The following is a 23,091-nucleotide window of genomic DNA, read 5'->3' as shown; positions in this document are numbered from 1 at the left end:
TTCCTGAGCGGCGGTGCGTGGACCTCTCTGTGACGGAACGCGCACATTGCGACGGCCGCCGGGTCAGGTGAGGGGCCGCAGTCCGGCGAGCAGGGCGTCGACGATCCGTTCCGCCAGGTCCTCGGGCAGGTCGGCCTCGGGGCGCAGGACGGCACGGACCAGCATCGGGCCGACGATGATGTCGTTCACCAGTTCCACGTCCAGGTCGGCGCGGAGTTCGCCGTTCTGCTGGCCGCGGCGCAGGACTTCGATGCCGGCCCTGCGCCGGGGAAGTATGACCGAGTTGTGGTAGGCCGCCCAGATCTTCGGGCTGCTCTTCATCTGGGCGTGCACGTTGTGCAGGATCGCCGAGGAGCGGTTGGCGAGGCCCCGTTGGCGCAGGGACTCCAGCAGGACGATGAGGTCGTCCCGCATGGAGGTGCCCGGGAGCTGTTCGGGGTCCTGGGGTTCGGCGCTGCGCAGGACGTCGACGAAGAGTTCCTCCTTGCCGCTCCAGCGCCGGTAGATGGTGGCCTTGCCGACACCCGCCGTGCGGGCGATGCGCTCTATGGAGATCTCGGCGAGGGGCACGCCGTCCTCCAGGAGCTTCATCGTCCCTTCGAGGATGGCCCGTTCCACGGCCTCGCTGCGGGGCCGGCCCCTGGTGGGCTGGTCCGGAGCGGTGCCACTGCCGACGAGGCTCACGTCCATCGTTCCTTTCGTCTCCTGGGGGAATTCTCGCCCACGGGGCCTCCCCTGACGACGGTGCTAGGACTCCGTGCGGACCAACTCCTCTTCAGCGGCGCCCTGTTGAGGTGTCTTCGGCTTGGCGGGCAGGAAGAGCGCCACCACGACCGCGCCGGCCAGCGCCACCACGGCACCACACAGCGCGGTGATGTGCATGGCGTGCAGGAAGGCGTCGTTGGCCGGCCCGACCAGGCCCTTGCCTCGGGCGCCGAGCCGCGCGGCGACGCCCAGGGTGGCCTCGATGGACTCGCCCGCGGTCTCGCGCAGGCCGGCGGGCAGCGCGCCGAGCCTGTCCTCGATGCCGGTGCGGTACGACGTGGAGAGCACCGAGCCGAGGACGGCGATGCCGAGGGCGCCGCCCAGCTGGCGGAAGGTGTTGCTGAGGGCCGAGGCGGAGCCGGCCTTCTCCCGGGGCAGGGCCTGCATGATGACCACGCTGGTCGGGGTCATCACATGGGCCATGCCGGTGCCCATGCAGAAGAAGACGATCTCCAGGAGCCAGATCGGGGTGTCGGCGTCCAGGGTGGCGAACGCGGCCAGGGTCGCGGTGAGCACGAGCATGGCGCCGGTGGTGGTGGCCCGGACCCCGAAGCGGTCGACGACCAGCCGGGCGCGCGGCGCGAAGATCAGCTGGGCGGCGGCGAGCGGCAGCAGGAGCAGACCGGACTGGAGCGGCGAGTAGCCGCGCACGCTCTGGGTGTAGAAGACCGAGAAGAAGGTCACCCCCATCAGCGCGAAGAACACCAGGGTGATGACGGCCATGGCGGCCGAGAACACCTTGTTCTTGAAGTAGGTGACGTCTATCGACGGGTGGTCGCTGCGCGCCTCGAACACGACGAACGCGGCGAGTACGGCGAGACCGGCGCCGATCGTCGCCAGCACCGTGACGTCGGTGAAGTCGGCCAGCTCGCCGCCCTTGATGATGCCGTAGACGAGCAGGACCAGGCCGACGACGGACAGGACGACGCCGACGGGGTCGATCCGGCCGGGGTTCGGGTCGCGGGAGTCGGGCACCAGCCAGAGCATCAGCGCGAACGCGAGGATCACGATCGGCACGTTGATGAGGAAGACCGAGCCCCACCAGAAGTGGTCGAGGAGGAGCCCTCCGGTGATCGGCCCTATCGCGATGGCGAGGCCCACGCCGCCGGCCCAGATGCCGATCGCCTTGGGCTGCTCGTCCCGCTCGAAGACGTTCATCAGGACGGCGAGGGTGGCCGGCATCACGAAGGCGGCCCCGACGGCCATCAGCGCACGGAAGGCGATGAGCTGGGCGGGCGAGCCGGACTCGGCGGCGAGCGCCGAGCCGATGCCGAACACGGCCAGTCCGCCGAGCAGGACCTTCTTGCGGCCGATGCGGTCGCCGAGGAGGCCGGCGGTGAACAGCAGACCGGCGAAGACCAGGGTGTAGGCGTTTATGGCCCACTCCAGCTCGCTCTGCGTGGCGCCGAGCCCGGTCGGGGCCGGGGTGGAGATGGTCTTGATCGCGACGTTCAGGATCGAGTTGTCCAGCACCACGATCAGCAGGCTCAGCATCAGCACGCCGAGGATCGCCCAACGGCGCCGGTGCACCTGTTCCGGTATCCGGGGCGCGACGGGTACGGCAGGAGTAGTCATGCCGTCGAGCGTAGAGCTTTTTCGATACGAGACCGTCTCGTATTTGATCGACACGCGGTTCTCTTACTCAGCTTTTACTTCGGCTCGGCCCACGGGGCGGTCTGGCCCCGCGTGGCACGAGGTGCCACCATGGGGGGTGGTCCGGGGACGCCGTGAGGGCGCCTCGAGATGACGTAAGGAGCCGTTGCAATGACGCAGCTTTCGGCTGCCCAGACGAACCCCTCCGACGGCAGCAAGGCGCTGTACGGGGGCAAGGGCACACGCCGTATCACCGTCCGCGACATCGCGCTCGCCAAGGAGCACGGCGAGAAGTGGCCCATGCTGACCGCCTACGACGCGATGACCGCGTCGGTCTTCGACGAGGCGGGCATCCCCGTGATGCTCGTGGGCGACTCGGCGGGCAACTGCCACCTGGGGTACGAGACGACCGTCCCCGTCACCCTCGACGAGATGACCATGCTGTCGGCGGCCGTCGTCCGGGGCACCCGGCGGGCCCTGATCGTCGGCGACCTGCCCTTCGGCTCGTACCAGGAGGGCCCGGTCCAGGCGCTGCGCAGCGCGACCCGGCTGGTCAAGGAGGCCGGCGTCGGGGCCGTCAAGCTGGAGGGCGGCGAGCGCTCGCACCGGCAGATCGAGCTGCTGGTGGAGTCCGGCATCCCGGTCATGGCCCACATCGGGCTGACCCCGCAGTCGGTGAACGCGATGGGCTACCGGGTGCAGGGCCGCGGCGAGGAGGCGGCCCAGCAGCTGCTGCGGGACGCGAAGGCCGTCCAGGACGCGGGCGCGTTCGCGGTCGTCCTGGAGCTGGTGCCGGCCGAGCTGGCCGCCGAGGTGACCCGGGTGCTGCACATCCCGACCGTGGGCATCGGCGCCGGCCCGGAGTGCGACGCCCAGGTGCTGGTGTGGACCGACATGCTCGGGCTGACCGGCGGACGGATGCCGAAGTTCGTCAAGCAGTACGCGAACCTGCGTGAGGTGATGGGCGACGCCGTGAAGGCGTTCGCCGAGGACGTCGTCGGCGGGACGTTCCCGCAGGAGGAGCACAGCGTCCACTGAGCCAGTGCCGCACCACGCACCGCCCGCCGATCTTCCCCCGTCGGCGGGCGGTGCTCTTTGCCGTGGGCGGCTCCTGGACGGACGGCTCGTGCGGTGGCTTGTCGGGGTCTGTGGCTTTGTCGGTAGCTTTGTCGGCGGCCGGTCGGTGGCTTTGTCGGCGGCCGTCGTTGGCTTTGTCGGCGGCCGTCGTTGGCTTTGTCGGCGGCCGTCGTTGGCTTTGTCGGCGGCCGTCGTTGGCTTTGTCGGCGGCCGTCGTTGGCTTTGTCGGCGGCCGTCGTTGGCTTTGTCGGCGGCCGTCGTTGGCTTTGTCGGCGGCCGTCGTTGGCTTTGTCGGCGGCCGTCGTTGGCTTTGTCGGCGGCCGTCGTTGGCTTTGTCGGCGGCCGTCGTTGGCTTTGTCGGCGGCTCGTCGGTGGTTTGTCGGTGGCCGCGCGCCGCCGTCGGCGGGCTGTCGGTGGTTTGTCGGTGGCGGCTGGCACCGTTCCTGGCATGACGCGAATCGACACGAACCCCGGTGGCGCCGGCAGCGCCGTGACCGTCCGGGGACTGGTCAAGCACTATGGCGAGACCAAAGCGCTGGACGGGGTGGACCTGGATGTGCGCGAGGGCACCGTGATGGGGGTGCTGGGGCCGAACGGCGCCGGCAAGACCACTCTGGTGCGCATCCTGTGCACGCTGCTCGCCGCCGACGCGGGGCAGGCGACCGTCGCCGGCTACGACGTCGTACGCCAGCCGCGCCAGCTGCGCCGGGTCATCGGCCTCACGGGGCAGTACGCCTCCGTGGACGAGAAGCTCCCCGGCTGGGAGAACCTCTACATGATCGGGCGGCTGCTCGACCTGTCCCGCAAGGACGCACGGGCCCGCGCCGACGAACTGCTGGAGCGGTTCTCGCTGACCGAGGCCGCCCGGCGGCCGGCGGCGACGTACTCCGGCGGTATGCGGCGGCGGCTGGACCTCGCCGCGTCCATGATCGGCCGGCCCACCGTGCTGTTCCTGGACGAACCGACCACCGGGCTCGACCCGCGCACCCGCAACGAGGTGTGGGCCGAGGTCAAGACGATGGTCGGGGACGGCGTGACCGTGGTGCTGACCACCCAGTACATGGAGGAGGCCGAGCAGCTGGCCTCCGAGCTGACCGTGGTGGACCGGGGCCGGGTCATCGCGGGCGGCGAGATCGAGGACCTGAAGGCGAAGGTCGGCGGACGCACCCTGCGCATCCGGCCCGCCGACCCGCTCCAGCTGCGCCCGCTGGCCGGCTGGATCGACGAGCTCGGCGTCACCGGCCTGGCCGGCACCGTCGTGGACGCCGAGCGCGGCTCGCTGCTGGTGCCGGTGCTCAGCGACGAGCAGCTCACCGCCGTCGTCGGCGCGGTCACCGCGCGCGGCGTCACCCTCTCCTCCGTCACCACCGAACTGCCCAGCCTCGACGAGGTGTTCCTCTCCCTCACCGGCCACCGCGCCAGTGCCGTGCAGGACGCCGTGCCCGCCGACGACCGCGAGGAGGTCGCCGTATGAGCGCCACCGCCACCGCCACCCCCACCGCCGTCGAGATCAAGGGCGCGGCCGACGCGCGGATCCCGCTGCGCAGCCATCTGCGGCACACCGGTGCCCTCATCCGCCGCAATCTGCTGTGGATCCGGCAGGACCCGGAGTCGATGTTCGACGCCATCCTGTTCCCGGTGATCTTCACCCTGCTGTTCGTGTACGTCTTCGGCGGGTCCATCGGGCAGTCGCTGGGCGGCGGACAGGAGCGCTACGTCCAGTACGTCATCCCCGGTCTGCTCGCCATGATGGGGATGAACATGGCCCAGGGCGTGGGCACCGGCTTCAACACGGACTTCAACTCCGGGGTCATGGACCGTTTCCGGTCGCTGCCGATCGGCCGGGGGTCGGTGCTGTTCGCCAAGATCGTGGTCGAGCTGATGCGCATGCTGGTCGCCTGCGTGATCCTCATGGTCGTGGCCGTGCTGGTGGGCTTCGACATCACGCACTGGCCGGGGCTGTTCGCGGCCGTGGGGCTGGCCACGGTGTTCGGCTCGGCGCTGATGTGGGTGTTCCTCACCCTCGGCGTGGTGATGAAGAGCGCCCAGTCGGTGCAGGCGATGGGCTTCCTGGTGCTGATGCCGCTGCAGTTCGGCTCGTCGATCTTCGCGCCGACCGCCTCGATGCCGGGCTGGCTGCAGAACTTCACCGACTACAACCCCCTGTCCTCGCTCGCGGACGCGGCCCGCGGACTGATGGTGGGCGGTCCGGTCGCCCACGGCCTGTGGGTGACGCTGGCCTGGTCGGTCGGGCTGACGGCGGTGATGGCGCCGGTCGCCATCCACCAGTTCCGCACCAAGAGCTGAGCCGGGAGCCAAGGGGCTTCCGCTGCGGGGCCGTACCCCCGCGGGCGCTCACACCAGGGCGGCGGCCTCCTCGTAGGAGAGGGCGCCGCCCTCGGCGTACGCGGCCTCGAACGCCGCGTCGCCGAGTACGGCCCGGGCGGCGGCGGTGGCCCGGGCGACCGTCTCGCGCTCCAGGCGGACCGCGACATGGCCCGGCGGCAGCAGGGCCGCCGCCGCGCCGAGACAGCGGGCGGCGGCGGTGGCGCGGGCGCCGCCCTCGACGCCGGCCAGGGCGTAGGCCCCGATGGCGAGGTAGAAGCCGCGCATGTGCGGGGCGATGTTCATGGCCAGCCGGTCGGCCGCGTGCTCCATGGCCTGACGGACGGAGACCAGGGCCGGCTCGTAGCGGCCGTCGACCACGTCCACCCAGGCCTCCGCGCCCAGGATGAAGGCGTCGAAGACCACGAAGTGCGCCAGGCTGAACGTCTCGCGCAGCAGCCGCAGCTGTTCCCGGGCCTCGGCCGGGCGGCCGGTCAGCCCGAGGTACGAGGCCAGGAAGAGCCGGGCGGCGGGCATGGCCTCGAAGTGGCCGTCGGCCGTGGCCTCGACGACCTCGCGCAGCAGGCGCTCGCCGCGCTCCTCCTCACCGGCCTCGATCAGCGCGCTGCCCAGCCGGGCGCCGAGGACCGCCGACTGATGGCGGGCACCGAGCCGCTCGGCCTGGCGGCGGGCCTCCTCGTAGTCAGCCGCGGCGCCCCGGTGGTCGCCCGTGCGCTCACGGGCCTCGGCGCGCGCCGAGAGGGCCTCGGCCGCGCCCCAGGCGTCGCCCAGCCGGCGGAACAGGTCCAGCGCCTCGTCGGCGTCCCGGCCGGCGGCGCCGGCCCAGTCGGCGCGGTTGGCGAGGAGGTTCGCGCGCAGCTGCAGCGTGGTGGCGAGCTCCCATTCGTAGCCGGGGGTGGTGCGGCAGGTCGCGACGTTGGCGTCGAGGATGACGCGGATGCGGTCCATGTCACCGGTCATCATCACGGCGTAGAACCAGAGCAGGCCCGGCGGGCGGCAGGTCTGCGGCAGGCCGGGGGCGTAGGTCTCGCTGACGATCCGCAGCTTGCGCTGGGCCTCCGGGGTGTTCCAGGCGTCCAGCTCGGTGTCCATGCAGGCGAGATGGGCGAGGTGGACCCCGCGCCGGGCTTCCGCGAGGACCTCGCCGGACAGCGGTGGCGGCGTCTCGATGACCGGCCTGAGGACCGCGGCGGCGGGCCGGACGGGCTCGGCGAAGGGGTCGGGGCCGAGCGCCATGACCGCGCCGCACCAGGTGCGGGCCTCGATCCGCAGGTCCCGCATCTGCCAGTACCAGGTGAGGGAGAGGGCGAGGGCGAGGGCCTCCTGCTCGTCGCGGGCGGCGACGGCGCGGCGCAGTGCGGTGCGCAGGTTCTCGTACTCGAGCTGGAAGAGCGCGACGGCCGCCTGCTGGCGCGGGCCGCGCAGCGAGGGCTCGGTGGTGCGGGCGAGTTCGCGGTAGTACGTCAGATGCGCCGACTCGGCCTCGGGGCGCCGGCCGGTCTCGTCGAGCCGCTCGGCGGCGTACTCGGCGACGGTCTCCAGGAGCCGGTAGCGCATCTCGCCGTCCGGGGCCGGCGCGGCGACCACGAGGGACTTGTCGACGAGGGAGGCGAGGCAGGAGAGCGCGTCGTGCGCGGCGGGCCCGCACACCGCCTCGACGGCGGCCAGGTCGCAGCCGCGGGCGAACACCGACAGCCGGGCGAGGACCTCGCGCTCCTCCTCGTCCAGCAGGTCCCAGGACCAGTCCACGACCGCGCGCAGGGTCTGCTGGCGGGGCAGGACGGTACGGCTGCCCGAGGTGAGCAGCCGGAAGCGGTCGTCGAGGCGGTCGGCTATCCGGCGCGGGGTGAGCATGCGCAGCCGGGCGGCGGCGAGTTCGATGGCGAGGGGCAGGCCGTCGAGCCGGCGGCAGATCTCGGCGCAGGCCTCGGGGTCGTCCGCGATCCGGAAGCCGGGGCGGGCGGCGGCGCCCCGGTCGGCGAACAGGCGCAGCGCGACGGGCTCCGGCAGCGGCTCCACCGGGCGCAGCAACTCGCCCGGGACGCCGAGGGGTTCACGGCTGGTGGCGAGGACGGTCACGCCCGGGCAGCGGACGAGGAGTTCCTCGACGAGACGGGCGGCCGCCTCGACGACGTGCTCGCAGTTGTCGAGGACGATCAGCATGCGGCGCCGGGCGCAGTGCTCGACCAGGCGCTCCACCGGGTCGTCCATGCGCTCGGCGACCGCGCGCATCTCCTCGGCGCCGGCGCCGTACATCACGGTCTCCCGCGCGCCGACGGCGGTCAGCACGGCCTGCGGTACGGCGTCCGGGTCGGCGACGGGGGCGAGCTCCGCCAGCCAGACGCCGTCGCGCGCGATGTCCCGCACGCCCTCGGCGGCCTCCTGCGACAGCCGCGTCTTCCCCGCGCCGCCGGGCCCGAGCAGCGTGACGAGCCGCGCCTCCACCAGGTCCTCCCGGATGGCACCGATGTCTCCCTCCCGCCCGACGAAGGAGGTGAGACGGGCACGGAGGTTGCCGGGGGGCGGCGAGGTGGAGGGGCGGCTCGTCGCGCTGCCCGGGGGCGCGACGGACACCGAGGAGAGCTGCCGGTCCCCCGCGACGGCGGCGAAGGCGGTGCCGGTGACGCCGTCGGCAGGGGCGGCGGTGCCGGTGCCGGCCGGGAAGGTGTCCGGAACGTGCCGGCCGGCGGGCGGGTGAGGCTGGGGCGCGGGGGCGCTGTGGGGAGCGGCGGGCGGCTGGACCTCGGTCGGACCGGCGGCACCGTTCGTTACCGGTGACCCGACGGAGGGCTGGGTTCCGGTCGGACCGGCGGCACCGTTCGTTACCGGTGACCCGACGGAGGGCTGGGTTCCGGTCGGACTGGCGGCGCCCTCGGTCGCAGGTGGCCCGACGGGCGGCTGCGCCGCAGGCGGGCGGGAGCCGTCCGGGGTGAGCGGGCCGGCCGGGACCGAGGCGTGGCCGCCATGCAGGGGCTGCGCGGCCGAAGAGGTGCCGTAGCCCCCGTGCGGAGGCAGCGCGGCCGAGGCCGACCCGGGCCCCCCAGGCAAGGGCTCCGCGGCCGAGGCCGGGCCCTGGGGCTGCGCGGCCGGAACCGGGCCGGGGCCCTCGTCCCGGGGCAGCGCTGCCGGAACCGGGCCCGGGACGCCGTTCGGGGCGGGCCGTGGGCCGGGGGACGGGGGGTTGAGGAGTTCCGCGTGGAGGGTCTGGAGTTCCGGGCCCGGGTCGGAGCCGAGGCGGTCGGTGAGGAGGCGGCGGACACCGTCGTAGGCGGCCAGGGCCTGGGCGGGGCGGCCGGCGTCGCGCAGGGCGCGCAGCCGCAGTGCCTGGAGCGGCTCGTCCAGCGGGTGGGCGTCGCACAGCGCGGTGAGTTCGGGCAGCGAGCGTTCGGCGTGGCCGAGGGCGAGCGCGGCGGTGTGCCGGACGCGCACCGCGTCCAGCCGGCGGGCCTGCAGGCGCGCGGCCTCCGTGGTGCGGTCGGGCAGGTCGGCCAGGGGCGGGTCCTGCCAGAGCGCGAGGGCGTCGTCGAGGAGGACGGCCGCCTTGGCGGGGTCGCCGTCGGCGAGGGCGTGGGCACCGTCGGCGGTGAGCCGTTCGAAACGGTGCAGGTCGACGGCGTCGGCGGTGGCGGTGAGCCGGTAGCCCCCCTGGCCGGAGACGATCTCCCCCGCGCCCAGTGCCCGGCGCAGACGTCCGACCAGGGCCTGGAGCGCGGCGTGCCCGTCGGCCGGCGGGTCCCCGGCCCACACCTCCTCCACGAGCAGCCCCGTGGGCACGCTCCGCCCGGCCCGCAACGCCAGCACGGTCAGGAGCGCGCGCAGCCGCGCCCCGCCGACGGCGACGGGGGTGCCGTCGGGGCGGAGTGCCTGGGTGGTGCCGAGAATCCGGTAGCGCACGGGGGTCATTGTCTCCGGCGGGAACGGGAGCGGTCACGGAGTTGCGCCGGGGCGGCACGGATCACCGTGTCCCCACCTTCCCCGGAACCCGGGGGCCACCGCGAGACGTTTTCCCGGTGCGCCCGGTACGGTCGGGCCGTTCCACGCGTGCCGAGCAGCTCAGGGGAGCCCCATGACCACCGCCACCACCCGTAACGGCGACCGGAGGATCAGCCCGGTCTTCGTGGGGATCGTCGCCGTCACCGCGGTCACCGGCTGGGCCACCTGGACGGGGTTCGCCGAGCAGCCCGGCCCGGCGGTGTTCCTGTTCGTGACGGCGGCCTGGATCGTCTCGCTGTGTCTGCACGAGTACGCCCACGCACGGACGGCCCTGCACAGCGGTGACATCACGGTCGGCGCGAAGGGGTACCTCACCCTCAATCCGCTGAAGTACACCCACGCCCTGCTCAGCATCGTGCTGCCGGTGATCTTCGTGATCATGGGCGGGATCGGTCTGCCGGGCGGCGCGGTGTTCATCGAGCGGCAGCGGATCCGCAGGCGCTGGCAGCACAGTCTGGTCTCGGCGGCCGGCCCGCTGGCGAACGTGCTGTTCGCGGCCGTGTGCACGGCGCCGTTCTGGCTGGGCGCGCTGGACGGGGTGCCGGCGGCCTTCCGCTACGCGCTCGCGTTCCTCGCGCTGCTCCAGGTCACGGCGGCGATCCTGAACTTCCTGCCGGTGCCCGGCCTCGACGGGTACGGCGTGATCGAGCCCTGGCTGTCGTACGACGTGAAGCGGCAGGTGGAGCCCTTCGCACCGTTCGGACTGCTGTTCGTGTTCGCGCTGCTGTGGGTGCCGTCGGTCAACGCGGTGTTCTTCGACGGGGTGGACGCGGTACTGCGCGGTCTCGGCATCAGCGACTTCGACACCTACTGCGGTCAGAACCTCTACCGCTTCTGGCAGGAGACGAACGCATACTGCGCGGTCAGCCGGTGACGGACCTGCGCGCCTTGTCCCGCTTGACGTAGTACCAGGTCATGTTGGACGACAGCCCCGCCAGCAGCACCCAGACGACCCCGAGGAAGCTGCCCTGCGCGAAGGAGACGATCGCGGCGGCGACAGCGAGGAGACAGACGACGAGGGTGTAGATCGCGAGGCGGGGCATGGTGCTGCTCTCCTGTCGGGGGACACCGGGTGGGTGCGTGCGTCGTCCAGTGTCCCCCATGTGCTCAGACGTCGGTGACCCGCAGTCCCGCGTGCGCCTTGTAGCGGCGGTTGACGGAGATCAGGTTGGCGACCAGGGACTCGACCTGGTGGGCGTTGCGCAGTCGGCCCGCGAAGACGCCGCGCATCCCGGGGATGCGGCCGGCCAGGGCCTGCACGATCTCCACGTCGGCGCGCTCCTCGCCGAGCACCATCACATCGGTGTCGATCTCCTGGATCGCCGGGTCCTGCAGGAGGACGGCGGAGAGGTGGTGGAAGGCGGCGGCGACCCGGGAGTCCGGCAGCAGGGCGGCGGCCTGCTCGGCGGCGCTGCCCTCCTCGGGCTTGAGGGCGTAGGCGCCCTTCTTGTCGAAACCGAGCGGGTTGACGCAGTCGACGACGAGCTTGCCGGCCAGTTCCTCGCGCAGCGAGCGGAGCGTGTCGGCGTGCCCGTCCCACGGCACGGCGACGATCACGATGTCGCTGCGGCGGGCGGTCTCGGCGTTGTCGGCGCCCTCGACGCCGTACCCGAGCTCCTCGGCGGCGGACTGCGCGCGGTCGGCGGCGCGCGAGCCGATGATCACCTTCTGGCCGGCCCTGGCGAGCCGGTAGGCGAGACCCTTGCCCTGCGGGCCGGTGCCGCCGAGCACGCCGACGACGAGTCCGGAGACGTCGGGGAGGTCCCACGGGTCCTTGGCGGGGGCCTTCGCGGGGGCGTTCTGTGCGCTGTCGGTAGAGGTCATGGGCCGACTTTACGTGGGGCCGGCGAGGACGCTTTCGCCGTGTCGGGTGAATCGGGGGCGAAGCGGGAGCGGGGGTGGGGCCGCTGGGGCAGGATGCGGGCGCATGGACGCCGTACGGGTCGCGCTGCTGCGCGAGGTGCTCGCCGGGACGGAGTGGCTCGGGGCCACGCGGAGGTTCGGCGCGGTGCTGCGCGGATCGGTGGTCTCGCACGGGGGCGGGCTGCTGCTGGTGGGGACGGCGGCGTACGAGCCCTGGCATCTCGCGGCGCATCTGGTGGACGAGGCGGCGTGGTCCGGTACGCCGGAGCTGGCGCCGACGCTCGTACGGCATCACGCGCGGGCGGGCGACCCCGCGCATCTCGCGGTGGGCCTCGGGCGGATCGAGGCGGCGCGGCGGGGCGAGACGCTGCTGGTGGCGTCCCCGGAAGGGGATCCGGCGCTGCTGGAGCGGGTGGCGGACGCGCGGCGTTCCGGACTCACGGTGCTGTCCCTCGGGCCGGGTGAGGGCGAGCTGACGGCGCTGTCCCACGAGTCGCTGACCGTGCCGGACGGCTCGGAGCTGGACCTGGACACCGTGCAGCACCTGGTCAGCGCGGCGGCGGGCGAGTGCGGGCGCTCCGCCCGGGCGCGACGGGGTCTGCGCGACCGCCTCTCCAGACTGGCGGAGTCCCTGACCGCCCCGCCCCCGCCCTCCTGGTGACCCGCCCGACGGACCGCCTCCCCCCGGAACTCCCCCGGAACCGTTCGCGGCGGGAAACGTGCGGCGGGCGGGAAAACCCTTTGCCCACCTCCCCCGGTCCGCCGAGCATGGCCCCTCGTGGTCATCGACTCCCTGCGTGCGCTTCTTCCCGATCTCGCCCCCTGGCGGGCCTCCCGTGACTTCCGGCGGCTCTGGTTCTCGGGGCTGGTCTCGAACTTCGGGAGTTTCCTGACGTTCGTCGCGCTGCCGGTACAGGTGAAGGAGCTGACCGGGTCCGCGGCGGCGGTGGGGGCGATCGGGGCCGTGGAGCTGGTGCCGCTGGTGGTGTTCGGGCTGTACGGGGGCGCGCTCGCCGACGCCCTCGACAAGCGGACCCTGATCGTGCGGACGGAGGTCGGGCAGGGCCTGCTCAGTGCCGCGCTGCTGGTGAACGCGCTGCTGCCGGAGCCCGCCGTATGGCCGCTGTACCTGGTCGCGGGGCTCTCCGCCGTGCTGTTCTCCGTGCAGCGGCCGGCGCTGGACTCGCTGTGGCCGCGGATCGTCGCCCATGAGCACCTGCCGGCGGCGACCGCGCTGAACTCGCTGCGCTGGACGGTCGGCGGGGTCGCCGGACCGGCGGTCGCGGGGATCGTGGTGGCGTACGCGGGCCTCGGCTGGGCCTATGCCGGCGACGCCTTCACCTTCGCCGTCTCCGCCGCCCTGACCGTGCGGATCGCCTCGTCCCCGGCCGCTCACGAGGCCGCGAAGCCGTCCTGGCGGGCGATCGCCGAGGGAGCCCGGTACGCCTGGGGCAGGAAGGAACTCCTCGGAACCTACGCCGTGGACCTCGCCGCGATGTTCCTCGCCATGCCGCTCGCCGTCCTGCCGTTCCTCGCCGACGAGCTGGACGCCGAGTGGTCGCTGGGGCTGATGTACGCGTCCCTGCCGGCCGGGGCGATGCTGGTGAGCCTGACGAGCGGCTGGACCTCCCGGGTGCACCGGCACGGACGGGCGGTCGTGGTCGCGGCCGCGCTGTGGGGCGGGGCGATCGCGGGCGCCGGGCTGGTCGGCGACGTGTGGCTGGTGCTGCTGTGTCTGACGCTCGCGGGCGGGTGCGACATGGTCAGCGGGATCTTCCGGGGCGCGATGTGGAACCAGACCATCCCGGACGAGCTGCGCGGGCGGCTCGCCGGGATCGAACTGCTGTCGTACTCGGTGGGACCGACGGGGGCCCAGATCCGCAGCGGCGGTTTCGCCGCCTGGCTGGGGGTGCGCACGTCCGTGTGGTCGGGCGGTGCGCTGTGCGCCGGCGCGGTGGGGCTGCTGGCCCTGTGCCTGCCGGCGCTGATGCGCTACGACGTGCGGACCGACGCACACGCGGCCCGCGAACGCGAGCGGCGGGCGGCGGGGGCGGTGTCCGCGCCCTGAAGGGGCGCGGGGCCGTGTCGACGGCGGCTCCGCCGCGTGGGCGCGACCCGCCACGGCGGCGGCGCACCGACCGTCAGTCCCCGGCCTCGTTCTTCGGCGCGTCGTGCCACCGCGGGTCGTTCTCCCACTGGAGGTTGCGCTCGCGGGCGCTCTCCATCGCGTGTTCCGCCTCCTGGCGGGAGGCGTACGGGCCGAAGCGGTCCTTGCCGGGGCAGTCCGGACCCTCCTCGACCTTCTTGTGCTCCAGGCAGTAGTACCACTCGCCCGGCTTTCCCGTGACGCGCCGTTTGAACAGGGGCATGACCGGCTCCTCTCGCCACCCACATGTTCCCCCGTGGCCGCTCGATAGACTCGCCGTTATGTCTGGCCAGTCGCTGCTCGTGCCCGGGGAACTCTCCCCCACCCGTTCCGTGCCCGGAAACATCCGCCGTCCCGAGTACGTCGGCAAGCCCGCGCCGAAGCCGTACACCGGCCCCGAGGTGCAGACCCCGGAGACCGTCGAGGCGATGCGGGTCGCCGGGCGGATCGCCGCGCGGGCGATGGAGGAGGCCGCCAAGCTGATCGCGCCGGGGGTGACGACCGACGAACTGGACCGGGTGGCGCACGAGTACATGTGCGACCACGGCGCCTACCCCTCCACGCTCGGCTACCGCGGCTTCCCCAAGTCGCTGTGCACCAGCGTCAACGAGGTGATCTGCCACGGCATCCCGGACTCGACGGTGCTGCGCGACGGCGACATCGTCAACCTCGACGTGACGGCGTACATCGGCGGGGTGCACGGCGACAACAACGCGACCTATCCGGTCGGTGACGTCGACGAGGAGAGCCGGCTGCTGGTGGAGCGGACCCGGGAGTCCCTGGCCCGCGCGATCAAGGCGGTCAGGCCGGGGCGGCAGATCAACATCATCGGGCGGGTCATCGAGTCGTACGCCAAGCGGTTCGGGTACGGCGTGGTCCGGGACTTCACGGGCCACGGGATCAACTCCTCGTTCCACTCGGGCCTGATCGTCCCGCACTACGACAGCCCGCACGCGACGACCGTGATGCAGCCGGGGATGACCTTCACGATCGAGCCGATGCTGACCCTGGGGACGCACGACTACGACATGTGGGACGACGGCTGGACCGTGGTCACCAAGGACCGCCGGCGCACCGCCCAGTTCGAGCACACGCTGGTCGTGACGGAGACCGGCGCGGAGATCCTCACGCTGCCGTAGCGCGCGGCGTACGGCGGCGGGCGGACCGTCGCCGAGTCACGGTGGGCCCCCTCCCCTGGCGGGAGGGGGCCCACCGTCCGTCGTACGGCCCGGTCCGGTCAGAACCGGCCGCAGTGCGCGCCGCCCCAGAAGATGTCGCTGGAGACCGTGTCGATCTTGCCGAAGTACGGGCTGCACACGGGCTCGTGGTCGTCGCCGTACCGGGCCTCCGAGCCGTAGTGGCCGCCGTGGCGCGGCCCCTCGTCGGCGGTGGCGCTCGTCGCGCCGGCGGCGGCCAGGGCGACCCCCAGGGCGGTGGCGGCCAGAACTGATCGGATACGCATGATGCTCCTCTCGCGGAGGCTGAGTGGTCACGCCAGAGGTAACCGTTCGCCTCCCGGCGCACACGCGGGACCACCCGTACGGGCCCCCGGAACGCCACGAACGCCGGTCACCGGATGTATCGTCCGGCGACCGCGGTGGCGCTCAGCGCTCGGCGCCCTCCAGGCGGACCCGGCCGCCGATCTCCACCCAGCCGTACGGCTGCGGGGCGGTGAGGATCTGCGAACCCGCGCCCTGGGTGATGTTCAGGGCCCGCCCCAGTTGTTCGGTGAGCAGGAGCGCGGCGGCTCCGGTCGCCTCGTCCTCCTCGATGCCGTCGCCGCGGCCGGGGAAGCCGCGGGCGCGGATCCGGCCGGCGGGCTCGTCCTCCCAGGCCCAGGCATAAACCCACTCGCCGGGCGGCGGCACGCTCAGGTCGTCGATCTCGGCGGCGCTCGCGTACTGGCGGAACGTGCGCGGCGGTGCCCACTCGGCGCGTGCCTCGATCCAGCTGAACTCCCCGTCCAGCCGGGCGCCGACGACCCCGGCCGGGGTGACCAGTTCGGGGACGTCGAGCAGCCAGGCGGCGCCGACGCAGGGGTAGCCGGCGAAGGGCAGGCGGGCGGTGGGGGTGTAGATGTCGATGATCCCGCGCTCGGGGTCGTCGACGAACACCGTCTCGCTGAAGGCGAGTTTCGCCGCGAGGGCCTGGCGGTCCCCCCGGTCCGGCAGCACCGAGCCTTCGCGGACCACGCCCAGTTCGTTGCCGTAGCCGCCGTTCGGCGCGCAGAAGACGCGGAGCACGTCGTAATCAGTCACTCCGGAATTGAAACACCGCCCGGAGGGTGCGATCCGGATGCGGAATCTTTGAATCTCCTTTGACCTTCCCTTGGGGTCTGTTTTGAGCCACCGTGATCGGCTCGTGCTCTTACAGCGTCTATGAGAGCTGAATCACGGCAGGGGCGGGTATTACGCAGGTAAGCCTTGGATAAGTTAGGCGAGGCTCACCAATCCTGTGAGTGCCGCCACGTGAAGATTCAGCCATCGCCGGGAGCCCGCATGCGAGCCGCCAGACTGTCCGTCGTCACCGCCGTCACCGCGGTGACCGCACTGACCGCCGTCACCGGCTGCACCGAGAAGAGCGATGCGAAGAACGGCGACCGCATCATCAACGTGACGGCCACCGACTCCCGGTGCGAGACCTCCAGGAAGGAGATCTCCGCCGGACACGTCGAGCTCGCCATCGAGAACAAGGGCTCCAAGGTCACCGAGGTGTACGTGCTCTTCCCGGACGACCGGGTGGTGACCGAGCGCGAGAACATCGGGCCCGGCACCAAGCAGCACGTCACCGCGGAGGTGAAGGCCGGCACCTACCAGATCGCCTGCAAGCCCGGCATGAAGGGCGCCGGCATCCGTCAGGAGCTCAAGGTCACCGGCGGCAGCGCGGCCCAGCGCGACCCCAAGCTCGACAAGGCCGTCGCCGACTACCGCGAGTACGCGCAGGAGCAGGCCGACGCCACCATCCCGCTCGTCGAGACCTTCGTGAAGGCGGTCAAGGCCGGCGACCTCACCGCCGCGCAGAAGGCCTACGCCCCCTCCCGTCTCGGCTGGGAGCGCACCGAGCCGGTCGCCGAGTCCTTCGGCGACATCGACCCGCTGGTCGACACCCGCGCGGACGGTCTGGAGGACGGCCAGAAGTGGACCGGCTGGCACCGGCTGGAGAAGGCCCTCTGGGAGGACAAGAAGATCGGCGACGAGGAGAAGACCGTCGCCGACCAGCTCGTCACCGACCTCAAGGACTGGCAGGGCCGGGTCGGCAAGGCGGAGATCACCCCGACCTCCATGGCCAACGGCGCCAAGGAGCTGCTCGACGAGGTCGCCACCGGCAAGGTCACCGGCGAAGAGGACCGCTACTCGCACACCGACCTCGTCGACTTCAAGGCCAACGTCGAGGGCGCGCAGAAGGCGTACGACCTGCTGAAGCCGGTCGCGCAGACCAACGACGCCGCGCTCACCACCGCACTCGACAAGCAGTTCGCCGCGCTGAACACGCTGCTCGACAAGTACCGCGCCGACAAGGCCTCGTACGACTTCGTCTCCTACGACAAGGTCACCGAGGCACAGCGCAAGGAGCTCTCGGACGCGGTGAACGCGCTCGCCGAGCCCCTGTCCAAGCTCGCCGCGGCCGTGGTCAAGTAAAGGGGACGGCGATGACCGAGATCACCGAACGCAAGAACGACGACGCCCACCCCTCGCGGCGGTCGCTCATCGGCTGGGGCGGGGCCGGGCTCGCGCTCGGTGCCGCCGTGGCCGGCGGCGCGGTGGCCATGGCCCGCACCGGCGACGACGTCGAGCCGACGGCCGCCGAGACCGGCGCCGCGGTCGCCTTCCACGGCGCGAACCAGGCCGGTATCGCCACCCCCGTCCAGGACCGGCTGCACTTCGCCGCGTTCGACGTGGACACCACCGACCGCGCCGAGTTCGTCCAGATGCTCAAGGACTGGACGGCCGCCGCGCGCCGGATGACCGCCGGCAGGACGGTCGGCGACGGGGCGTACGGCGGGCTCGCCGAGGCCCCGCCGGACGACACCGGTGAGGCCCTGGGCCTGAAGCCCTCGCGGCTGACGCTCACCCTCGGCTTCGGCCCGTCGCTGTTCGCCAAGTTCGACCTGGCCGACAAGCGGCCCGACGCGCTCGTCGACCTGCCCAAGTTCGCCGGGGACGCCCTCGACGCGAGCCGCTCCAACGGCGATCTGTGCGTCCAGGCCTGCGCCGACGACCCCCAGGTCGCCGTGCACGCCATCCGCAACCTGGCCCGCATCGGCATGGGCAAGGTCTCCATCCGCTGGTCGCAGCTCGGGTTCGGCAAGACCTCCTCCACCACCCCGGACGCGCAGACCCCGCGCAACCTGATGGGCTTCAAGGACGGCACCCGCAACATCGCGGGCACCGAGACCGACCGGCTGAAGAAGTTCGTGTGGGTCGGCGAGAAGGACGGCCCGGAGTGGATGGTGGGCGGCTCCTACGTCGTCGCCCGGCGGATCCGGATGCACATCGAGACCTGGGACCGCACCTCGCTCCAGGAGCAGGAGGACGTGTTCGGGCGGGACAAGGGCGAGGGCGCGCCCGTCGGCAAGGCGAAGGAGCGCGACGAGCCGTTCCTGAAGGCGATGAAGCCCGATGCGCACGTCCGGCTCGCGCACCCCGACTCCAACCAGGGTGCGACGATCCTGCGCCGCGGCTACTCCTTCACCGACGGCACCGACGGTCTGGGGCGCCTGGAGGCGGGCCTGTTCTTCCTGGCCTACATGCGCGACGTGAGCAACGGGTTCGTCCGCATCCAGCGCAATCTCGCGACCGACGCGCTCAACGAGTACATCCAGCACGTGGGTTCGGCCGTCTTCGCCGTGCCGCCGGGTGTCCGGGACAAGGACGACTGGTGGGGCCGGACGCTGTTCTCCGAGGAGGCGTAGCCCGTGTTCTCCAACTATCTGATCGGCCTGCGCGAGGGTCTCGAGGCCTCGCTCGTCGTCTGCATCCTCATCGCCTACCTGGTGAAGACCGGCCGCAGGGACGCGCTGAAGCCGGTGTGGACCGGTATCGCCATCGCCGTGCTGATCGCGATGGGCTTCGGCTCCGTCCTCGAATTCGGCTCGCAGGAGCTGACGTTCGAGGCGCAGGAGGCGCTCGGCGGTTCCCTGTCGGTCCTCGCGGTCGGCCTGGTGACCTGGATGGTCTTCTGGATGCGGCGCACCGCCCGGCATCTGAGGTCCGAGCTGCACGACAAGCTGGACGCCGCCCTCGCGATGGGCACGGGCGCGCTGGTGGCGACCGCGTTCCTCGCGGTGGGCCGGGAGGGCCTGGAGACCGCCCTGTTCGTGTGGGCGTCGGTGCACGCGGCCGGTGACGGCACCCCGCGCCCGCTGATCGGGGTGGCCCTCGGCCTCGCGACCGCGGTGTTCCTGGGCTGGCTGTTCTACCGCGGGGCGCTGCGGATCAACCTGGCGAAGTTCTTCACCTGGACGGGTGGCATGCTCGTCGTCGTGGCCGCGGGCGTGCTGGCGTACGGCTTCCACGACCTCCAGGAGGCCGACTGGCTGCCGGGCCTGAACAGCCTGGCCTTCGACATCAGCGGCACGATCCCGCCGGACAGCTGGTACGGAACGCTGCTGAAGGGCGTGTTCAACTTCCAGCCCGATCCGACCGTCCTCCAGGTCACGGTGTGGCTGCTGTACCTGGTCCCGACGCTCGCGCTGTTCCTCGCCCCGGTAGGGTTCGCCTCCGGGAAGGGGAAGGTGAAGGCTCCTGATGACGCACCTGGCGACCGGGGTTCCCGGCAGTCGAAGGCTCCGCAGGCTTGAGCGGGGCGCGCTGTGGGCGGCCTGCGCGACGGCCTTGTCGTTGACGGCGAGCGGTTGTGTGGTCGTCCACGGGGAGCGGGTGGTGCTCCCCTCGGCGACGCGCGCCGAGGCCGCGAAGGCGCTCGATCGGTTCACGGCCGCGTACAACAAGGCCGACCAGGCGTACGACGCCTCCCTGGACGCCGCGTACACCACCGGCGCCCTCGGGGCCATCGACGCGGCGCGGCTGAAGGCCGGGAAGGTCAACAACCCGGGCGGCAACCCGCAGCACACCCCGCTGGTGCTGTCGGACGTGACGTACACGATCCCCAAGAAGGCGGGCTGGCCGCGCTGGTTCGTCGCCGACGCCAGGGCCAACAAGGGCGGTGACGCCCGGTGGGTGCTGGTGTTCACCCGGGGCGACCTCTCCGAGCCGTGGCAGGCGGCTTATCTGACGCTGGTGGCGCAGGGCGCGCTGCCCGAGTTCAGCAAGGACAAGGACGGCTGGGCCGAGGCCGTACCGGCGGACTCGGCCGAACTGACGCGGGCGCCGGAGGACTTGAGCAAGGAGTACACCGCCTACCTCACGGACGGCGGGGGTGTGTTCGCGGACGGCGCGTACACCAACACCCTGCGCACCACGCGGGCGAAGAACGCCGAGAAGCCGGGGCTGGTGCAGCAGTACGTCGACGAGCCGCTGTCCGCCGGGGAGTTCGCCCCCCTGGCGCTGCGGACGGCGGACGGCGGGGCGCTGGTGTTCTTCGCCTCCCACCACTACGTCAAGCAGACGGCCGCGACGGGGGCGTCCGTGCCGGCGCCGAACGTGAGTGTGAAGGCGCTGACCACCGGGGAGATCAAGCAGTCGCTGACGATGGAGTTCGTGGCCAACGAGATCGCGCTCGATCCGGTGAAGGGGTCCGGGGACGGGAAGGTTCTCGTTGCTGAGCCGGCTCGAGGGGTTGACCGGCGCGAAGGGCGAGTGAAGCCGCCGCGCGCCTACGCGCCGTAGGCGTCCGCGTGGCGGGCGCAGGCCTCCGTCAGGGTCTCCAGGAGGCTGAGGGGGTCCGGGAGGGGGTGTTCGGGGCCCCGCAGCCAGTGGACGGACCGGCCGTCGTCCCCCGGGAGACGCGCCGGTGGGACCAGGACGTACGAACCCCGGCAGTGCCAGCGCAGACCGGGGTGTTCGTCCATCGTCTCGGGGTGGCAGTCCAGCTCGCAGGGCCACCACTCGTCCTCGTCCTCGGGGGTGCCCCGGGTGAGGGTGAAGAAGAGGAGGCGGCCGTCGTCGCTCTCGGCGACCGGGCCGACCTCCACGCCCGCGCCGAGGAGCCGGTCGAGGGCCTCGCGGCCGGCCTCCAGGGGGACGTCGAGGACGTCGTGGGTCATGCCGGTCGCGGTGATGAAGTTGGCCTGCGGCTGATGCCGGGCCCAGCGCTCGATCTGGGCCCGGTCGGTGGTCGACTGGGTCTGCCAGGCGAAGGACACCGGGTGCCGGGCCGGGGTGGGACAGCCCACGCGGTCGCAGGAGCAGCGGTAGTCGGCGGCGGGGTACGCGGCGGGCGCGAGGGGCAGTCCGGCCCCGGCCGCGGCGAGCAGCAGGGCTTCCCGGCCGCCTTCGTCGGCGGCCCCGCTCGGGCCGCTTCCGCGCAGCCACTGGGTGAGTCTGCCCCGCAGGCCGCTCAGGCCGGCGAACTCCGCGCTCATCTATCCCCTCGCCTCGCTGGTGATGCGGACAGCATGCCCTATGGTCCCATCATCCTGCGCATCGGGGGTCCCGTACCCCCAAACGGGGCAAAGAGCCCGTCAGCGGGGTGCGAGGCCGTACAGGGCGTAGTCGACGAGGGTGTCCGTGTAGTCGTACGAGATGGGGCCCGTGCGCTGGAGCCAGCGCTGGGCGAGCGGGGAGACGAAGAGTTCGAGGGCGATGCGCGGGTCGATCTCCGTACGGAGCCGACCGGTGCGCTGGGCGGAGCGCAGCCGGTCGACGTAGAGCTGGAGCTGGGGTTCGAGGAGCTTGGCGACGAACTCGCGGCCGAGGGGTTCGTTGACCACCCCCTCGGCGGAGAGGGCGCGGGCGGGGGCCTCGAAGCGGGGGTCGAGGAGTTCGTCGACGGTGGCGCGCAGGACGGCCTTGAGGTCGGCGGCGAGGTCCCCGGTGTCGGGCAGGGAGTTCGGGGCCTGCCCCGCGACCTCGGCGGCCTGCTCGCCGAGGTCGAGGAACGCCTCCAGCAGGACGTCGGCCTTCGACCCCCACCAGCGGTAGATGGTCTGCTTGCCGACTCCGGCGCGGGCGGCGATCCCCTCGATCGTGGTCCTCGGATAGCCCGCCTCGGCGACGAGCGAGAGGGCCGCCTCGTAGATGGCGCGGCGGGACCTCTCGCTGCGGCGGCTGGTGTCGGGGGCCGTCCTGGCGGGCTGAGCGGGCTTGGCGGGCTGGGTGACCATGGGTCGACGGTACGGCCTACTCGTGCGGGTAGCGCACGCCGATCCGTTCCCGTACGGCGTCCAGGGTGCGCATCACGGCGAGGGTGCCGTCGAGCGGGGCGAGCGGGGACTCGGTCTCGCCGGCCCTGAGGGCGCGCATCACCTCGCGGGCCTCGTGGCGGAAGGTGGTGCGGGGGCCGTCGGCGGGGTCGGCGGTGAACTCCTCGGGGTCGCGTCCGGCGCGGTGCAGGACCAGCCGGTTGGGGTGGAAGAACCCGGAGGGGATGTCGATGCGGCCGCGGGAACCGGTGACGGAGGCGGTGGTGCCGGTGCCGCCGGAGACCGAGCAGTGCAGGGCGGCGAGCGCGCCGGAGTCCCAGGACAGGGCGAGGGCGGTCTGCAGGTCGACGCCCTCGGCGGAGAGGACGGCCTGCGCGGAGACGCCGTCGGGTTCGCCGAGCAGGAGGTGGGCGAAGGAGACGGGGTAGACGCCGAGGTCGAGGAGGGCGCCGCCGCCCTGGGCGGGGTCGCGCAGCCGGTGCGCGGGCGGGAAGGGGCCTTCGAGTCCGAAGTCGGCCTGGACGGTGCGGACCTCGCCGATCGCGCCGTCGTCGACGAGCGCCTTCAGGCGGCGGATCACCGGGTTGCAGTACATCCACATGGCTTCCATGAGGAAGCGGCCGTGGTCGCGGGCCAGGGCGACGAGTTCCTCGGCCTCGCGCACGTTGAGGGTGAAGGGCTTCTCGCACAGCACGCCCCGGCCGGCCTTCAGGCAGAGGCCGGCGGCGGCGCGGTGGGCGGCGTGCGGGGTGGCGACGTAGACGACATCGATGTCCGCGTCCTCGGCGAGCGCGCCCCAGTCGCCGTAGGCCCGGGGGATGCCGAAGCGTTCGGCGAAGGCCTGGGCGGAGGCCTCGGTGCGGGAGCCGACCGCGACGACCTCCGCGTCGGGCAGGTCGACCAGGTCCGCCGTGAACGCGGCGGCTATGCCGCCGGTCGCCAGGATTCCCCATCGCACCGTGTCCGTCGTCATACCCCGCCCCGTCCTCGTGCCGTACCAGCAGTCGTTCCGAGCTGAGAGCATAGGTGGCGAGGACAGGACAGA

22 protein-coding genes are annotated in these 23,091 nt (G+C 72.5%); 11 read left to right on the top strand and 11 right to left on the bottom strand.

The genetic code is table 11. The annotated features are described in order from the left end of the window. Positions 1-63 precede the first annotated feature (63 nt). Both U5640_RS32380 and U5640_RS32375 read right to left on the bottom strand, forming a co-directional pair. Entirely contained in the window at positions 64-684 is a 621-nt protein-coding gene (locus U5640_RS32380) for a TetR/AcrR family transcriptional regulator (RefSeq protein ID WP_340380413.1), read from the bottom strand. A gap of 63 nt (positions 685-747) precedes the next feature. After that, the gene (locus U5640_RS32375; protein WP_340380411.1) at positions 748-2,340 is read right to left on the bottom strand and encodes an MFS transporter; all 1,593 of its coding nucleotides are present in this window, start codon (positions 2,338-2,340) and stop codon (positions 748-750) included. Between the two features lie 189 nt (positions 2,341-2,529). Here U5640_RS32375 and panB point away from each other — a divergent pair, with 189 nt between their 5' ends. The 3 genes from panB to U5640_RS32360 all read left to right on the top strand — a co-directional run bounded on the left by panB (position 2,530) and on the right by U5640_RS32360 (position 5,742). Continuing rightward, positions 2,530-3,396: a 3-methyl-2-oxobutanoate hydroxymethyltransferase gene (panB, locus tag U5640_RS32370; protein ID WP_340380409.1), complete on the top strand. Its 867-nt coding sequence runs from the start codon at positions 2,530-2,532 to the stop codon at positions 3,394-3,396. Positions 3,397-3,883: 487 nt separating this feature from the next. Continuing rightward, positions 3,884-4,909: an ATP-binding cassette domain-containing protein gene (locus U5640_RS32365; RefSeq protein ID WP_340380407.1), complete on the top strand. Its 1,026-nt coding sequence runs from the start codon at positions 3,884-3,886 to the stop codon at positions 4,907-4,909. Further along, entirely contained in the window at positions 4,906-5,742 is an 837-nt protein-coding gene (locus U5640_RS32360) for an ABC transporter permease (protein ID WP_340380405.1), read from the top strand. Before U5640_RS32365 ends, U5640_RS32360 begins: the two co-directional genes overlap by 4 nt. A gap of 48 nt (positions 5,743-5,790) precedes the next feature. On the opposite strand, the gene U5640_RS32355 is transcribed toward U5640_RS32360, so the two are convergent. Then, on the bottom strand, positions 5,791-9,684 hold the full coding sequence (locus tag U5640_RS32355) for a BTAD domain-containing putative transcriptional regulator (RefSeq protein ID WP_340380402.1): 3,894 nt from the start codon (positions 9,682-9,684) through the stop codon (positions 5,791-5,793). Between the two features lie 163 nt (positions 9,685-9,847). On the opposite strand from U5640_RS32355, the gene U5640_RS32350 reads away from it, so the two are divergent. Beyond that, a complete protein-coding gene (locus U5640_RS32350; RefSeq protein WP_340380400.1) occupies positions 9,848-10,648 on the top strand; it encodes a site-2 protease family protein in 801 nt (266 codons plus the stop codon). Here the strand turns inward: U5640_RS32350 and U5640_RS32345 are convergent. Together U5640_RS32345 and npdG are read right to left on the bottom strand one after the other, a co-directional pair. Continuing rightward, positions 10,638-10,877 carry a hypothetical protein gene (locus U5640_RS32345; RefSeq protein WP_199844524.1) on the bottom strand — a complete coding sequence of 80 codons (240 nt, stop codon included), beginning with the start codon at positions 10,875-10,877 and terminating at the stop codon, positions 10,638-10,640. The two genes, U5640_RS32350 and U5640_RS32345, sit on opposite strands and share 11 nt — an antisense overlap. Positions 10,878-10,881: 4 nt before the next feature. After that, positions 10,882-11,598, bottom strand: coding sequence for an NADPH-dependent F420 reductase (gene npdG, locus U5640_RS32340; protein ID WP_340380397.1), 717 nt, complete (start codon positions 11,596-11,598; stop codon positions 10,882-10,884). Between the two features lie 103 nt (positions 11,599-11,701). On the opposite strand from npdG, the gene U5640_RS32335 reads away from it, so the two are divergent. Next, entirely contained in the window at positions 11,702-12,298 is a 597-nt protein-coding gene (locus tag U5640_RS32335) for a hypothetical protein (RefSeq protein WP_340380395.1), read from the top strand. A 117-nt stretch (positions 12,299-12,415) separates the two neighbouring features. Further along, entirely contained in the window at positions 12,416-13,705 is a 1,290-nt protein-coding gene (locus U5640_RS32330; RefSeq protein WP_340380393.1) for an MFS transporter, read from the top strand. Between the two features lie 73 nt (positions 13,706-13,778). Here the strand turns inward: U5640_RS32330 and U5640_RS32325 are convergent, their stop codons facing one another. Continuing rightward, entirely contained in the window at positions 13,779-14,006 is a 228-nt protein-coding gene (locus U5640_RS32325) for a hypothetical protein (protein ID WP_340380391.1), read from the bottom strand. 58 nt (positions 14,007-14,064) lie between these two features. On the opposite strand from U5640_RS32325, the gene map reads away from it, so the two are divergent. Further along, positions 14,065-14,922 carry a type I methionyl aminopeptidase gene (gene map, locus U5640_RS32320; protein WP_340380388.1) on the top strand — a complete coding sequence of 286 codons (858 nt, stop codon included), beginning with the start codon at positions 14,065-14,067 and terminating at the stop codon, positions 14,920-14,922. 98 nt (positions 14,923-15,020) lie between these two features. Here the strand turns inward: map and U5640_RS32315 are convergent, their stop codons facing one another. Together U5640_RS32315 and U5640_RS32310 are read right to left on the bottom strand one after the other, a co-directional pair. Then, a complete protein-coding gene (locus tag U5640_RS32315; protein WP_340380386.1) occupies positions 15,021-15,245 on the bottom strand; it encodes a hypothetical protein in 225 nt (74 codons plus the stop codon). 142 nt (positions 15,246-15,387) lie between these two features. Further along, positions 15,388-16,041, bottom strand: a complete 654-nt coding sequence (locus U5640_RS32310; RefSeq protein WP_340380384.1) for a PhzF family phenazine biosynthesis protein — start codon at positions 16,039-16,041, stop codon at positions 15,388-15,390. 240 nt (positions 16,042-16,281) lie between these two features. Between U5640_RS32310 and efeO the strand changes: the two genes are divergently transcribed. The 4 genes from efeO to U5640_RS32290 are packed head-to-tail and all read left to right on the top strand — an operon-like array spanning position 16,282 to position 20,571. Continuing rightward, a complete protein-coding gene (gene efeO, locus U5640_RS32305; protein WP_340380382.1) occupies positions 16,282-17,421 on the top strand; it encodes an iron uptake system protein EfeO in 1,140 nt (379 codons plus the stop codon). Positions 17,422-17,432: 11 nt separating this feature from the next. Then, positions 17,433-18,695 (top strand): iron uptake transporter deferrochelatase/peroxidase subunit, encoded by a 1,263-nt coding sequence (efeB, locus tag U5640_RS32300; protein WP_340380380.1) that lies wholly within the window; start codon positions 17,433-17,435, stop codon positions 18,693-18,695. 3 nt (positions 18,696-18,698) lie between these two features. Next, positions 18,699-19,583 carry an iron uptake transporter permease EfeU gene (efeU, locus tag U5640_RS32295; RefSeq protein WP_340380378.1) on the top strand — a complete coding sequence of 295 codons (885 nt, stop codon included), beginning with the start codon at positions 18,699-18,701 and terminating at the stop codon, positions 19,581-19,583. After that, complete coding sequence (locus U5640_RS32290; RefSeq protein WP_340380376.1) at positions 19,531-20,571, top strand: hypothetical protein; 1,041 nt, start codon at positions 19,531-19,533, stop codon at positions 20,569-20,571. Before efeU ends, U5640_RS32290 begins: the two co-directional genes overlap by 53 nt. On the opposite strand, the gene U5640_RS32285 is transcribed toward U5640_RS32290, so the two are convergent. From U5640_RS32285 to U5640_RS32275, 3 genes are all read right to left on the bottom strand, one after another. Continuing rightward, complete coding sequence (locus U5640_RS32285; protein ID WP_340380374.1) at positions 20,559-21,266, bottom strand: bifunctional DNA primase/polymerase; 708 nt, start codon at positions 21,264-21,266, stop codon at positions 20,559-20,561. The two genes, U5640_RS32290 and U5640_RS32285, sit on opposite strands and share 13 nt — an antisense overlap. A 99-nt stretch (positions 21,267-21,365) precedes the next feature. Beyond that, a complete protein-coding gene (locus U5640_RS32280; protein ID WP_340380372.1) occupies positions 21,366-22,007 on the bottom strand; it encodes a TetR/AcrR family transcriptional regulator in 642 nt (213 codons plus the stop codon). A gap of 16 nt (positions 22,008-22,023) precedes the next feature. Beyond that, complete coding sequence (locus U5640_RS32275; RefSeq protein WP_340380370.1) at positions 22,024-23,019, bottom strand: Gfo/Idh/MocA family oxidoreductase; 996 nt, start codon at positions 23,017-23,019, stop codon at positions 22,024-22,026. Positions 23,020-23,091: the final 72 nt, after the last annotated feature.

Source organism: Streptomyces sp. SS7 (genome assembly GCF_037993025.1).
In the GTDB taxonomy this organism is placed as follows: domain Bacteria; phylum Actinomycetota; class Actinomycetes; order Streptomycetales; family Streptomycetaceae; genus Streptomyces.
This window is presented reverse-complemented; position numbering and strand designations above follow the sequence as displayed.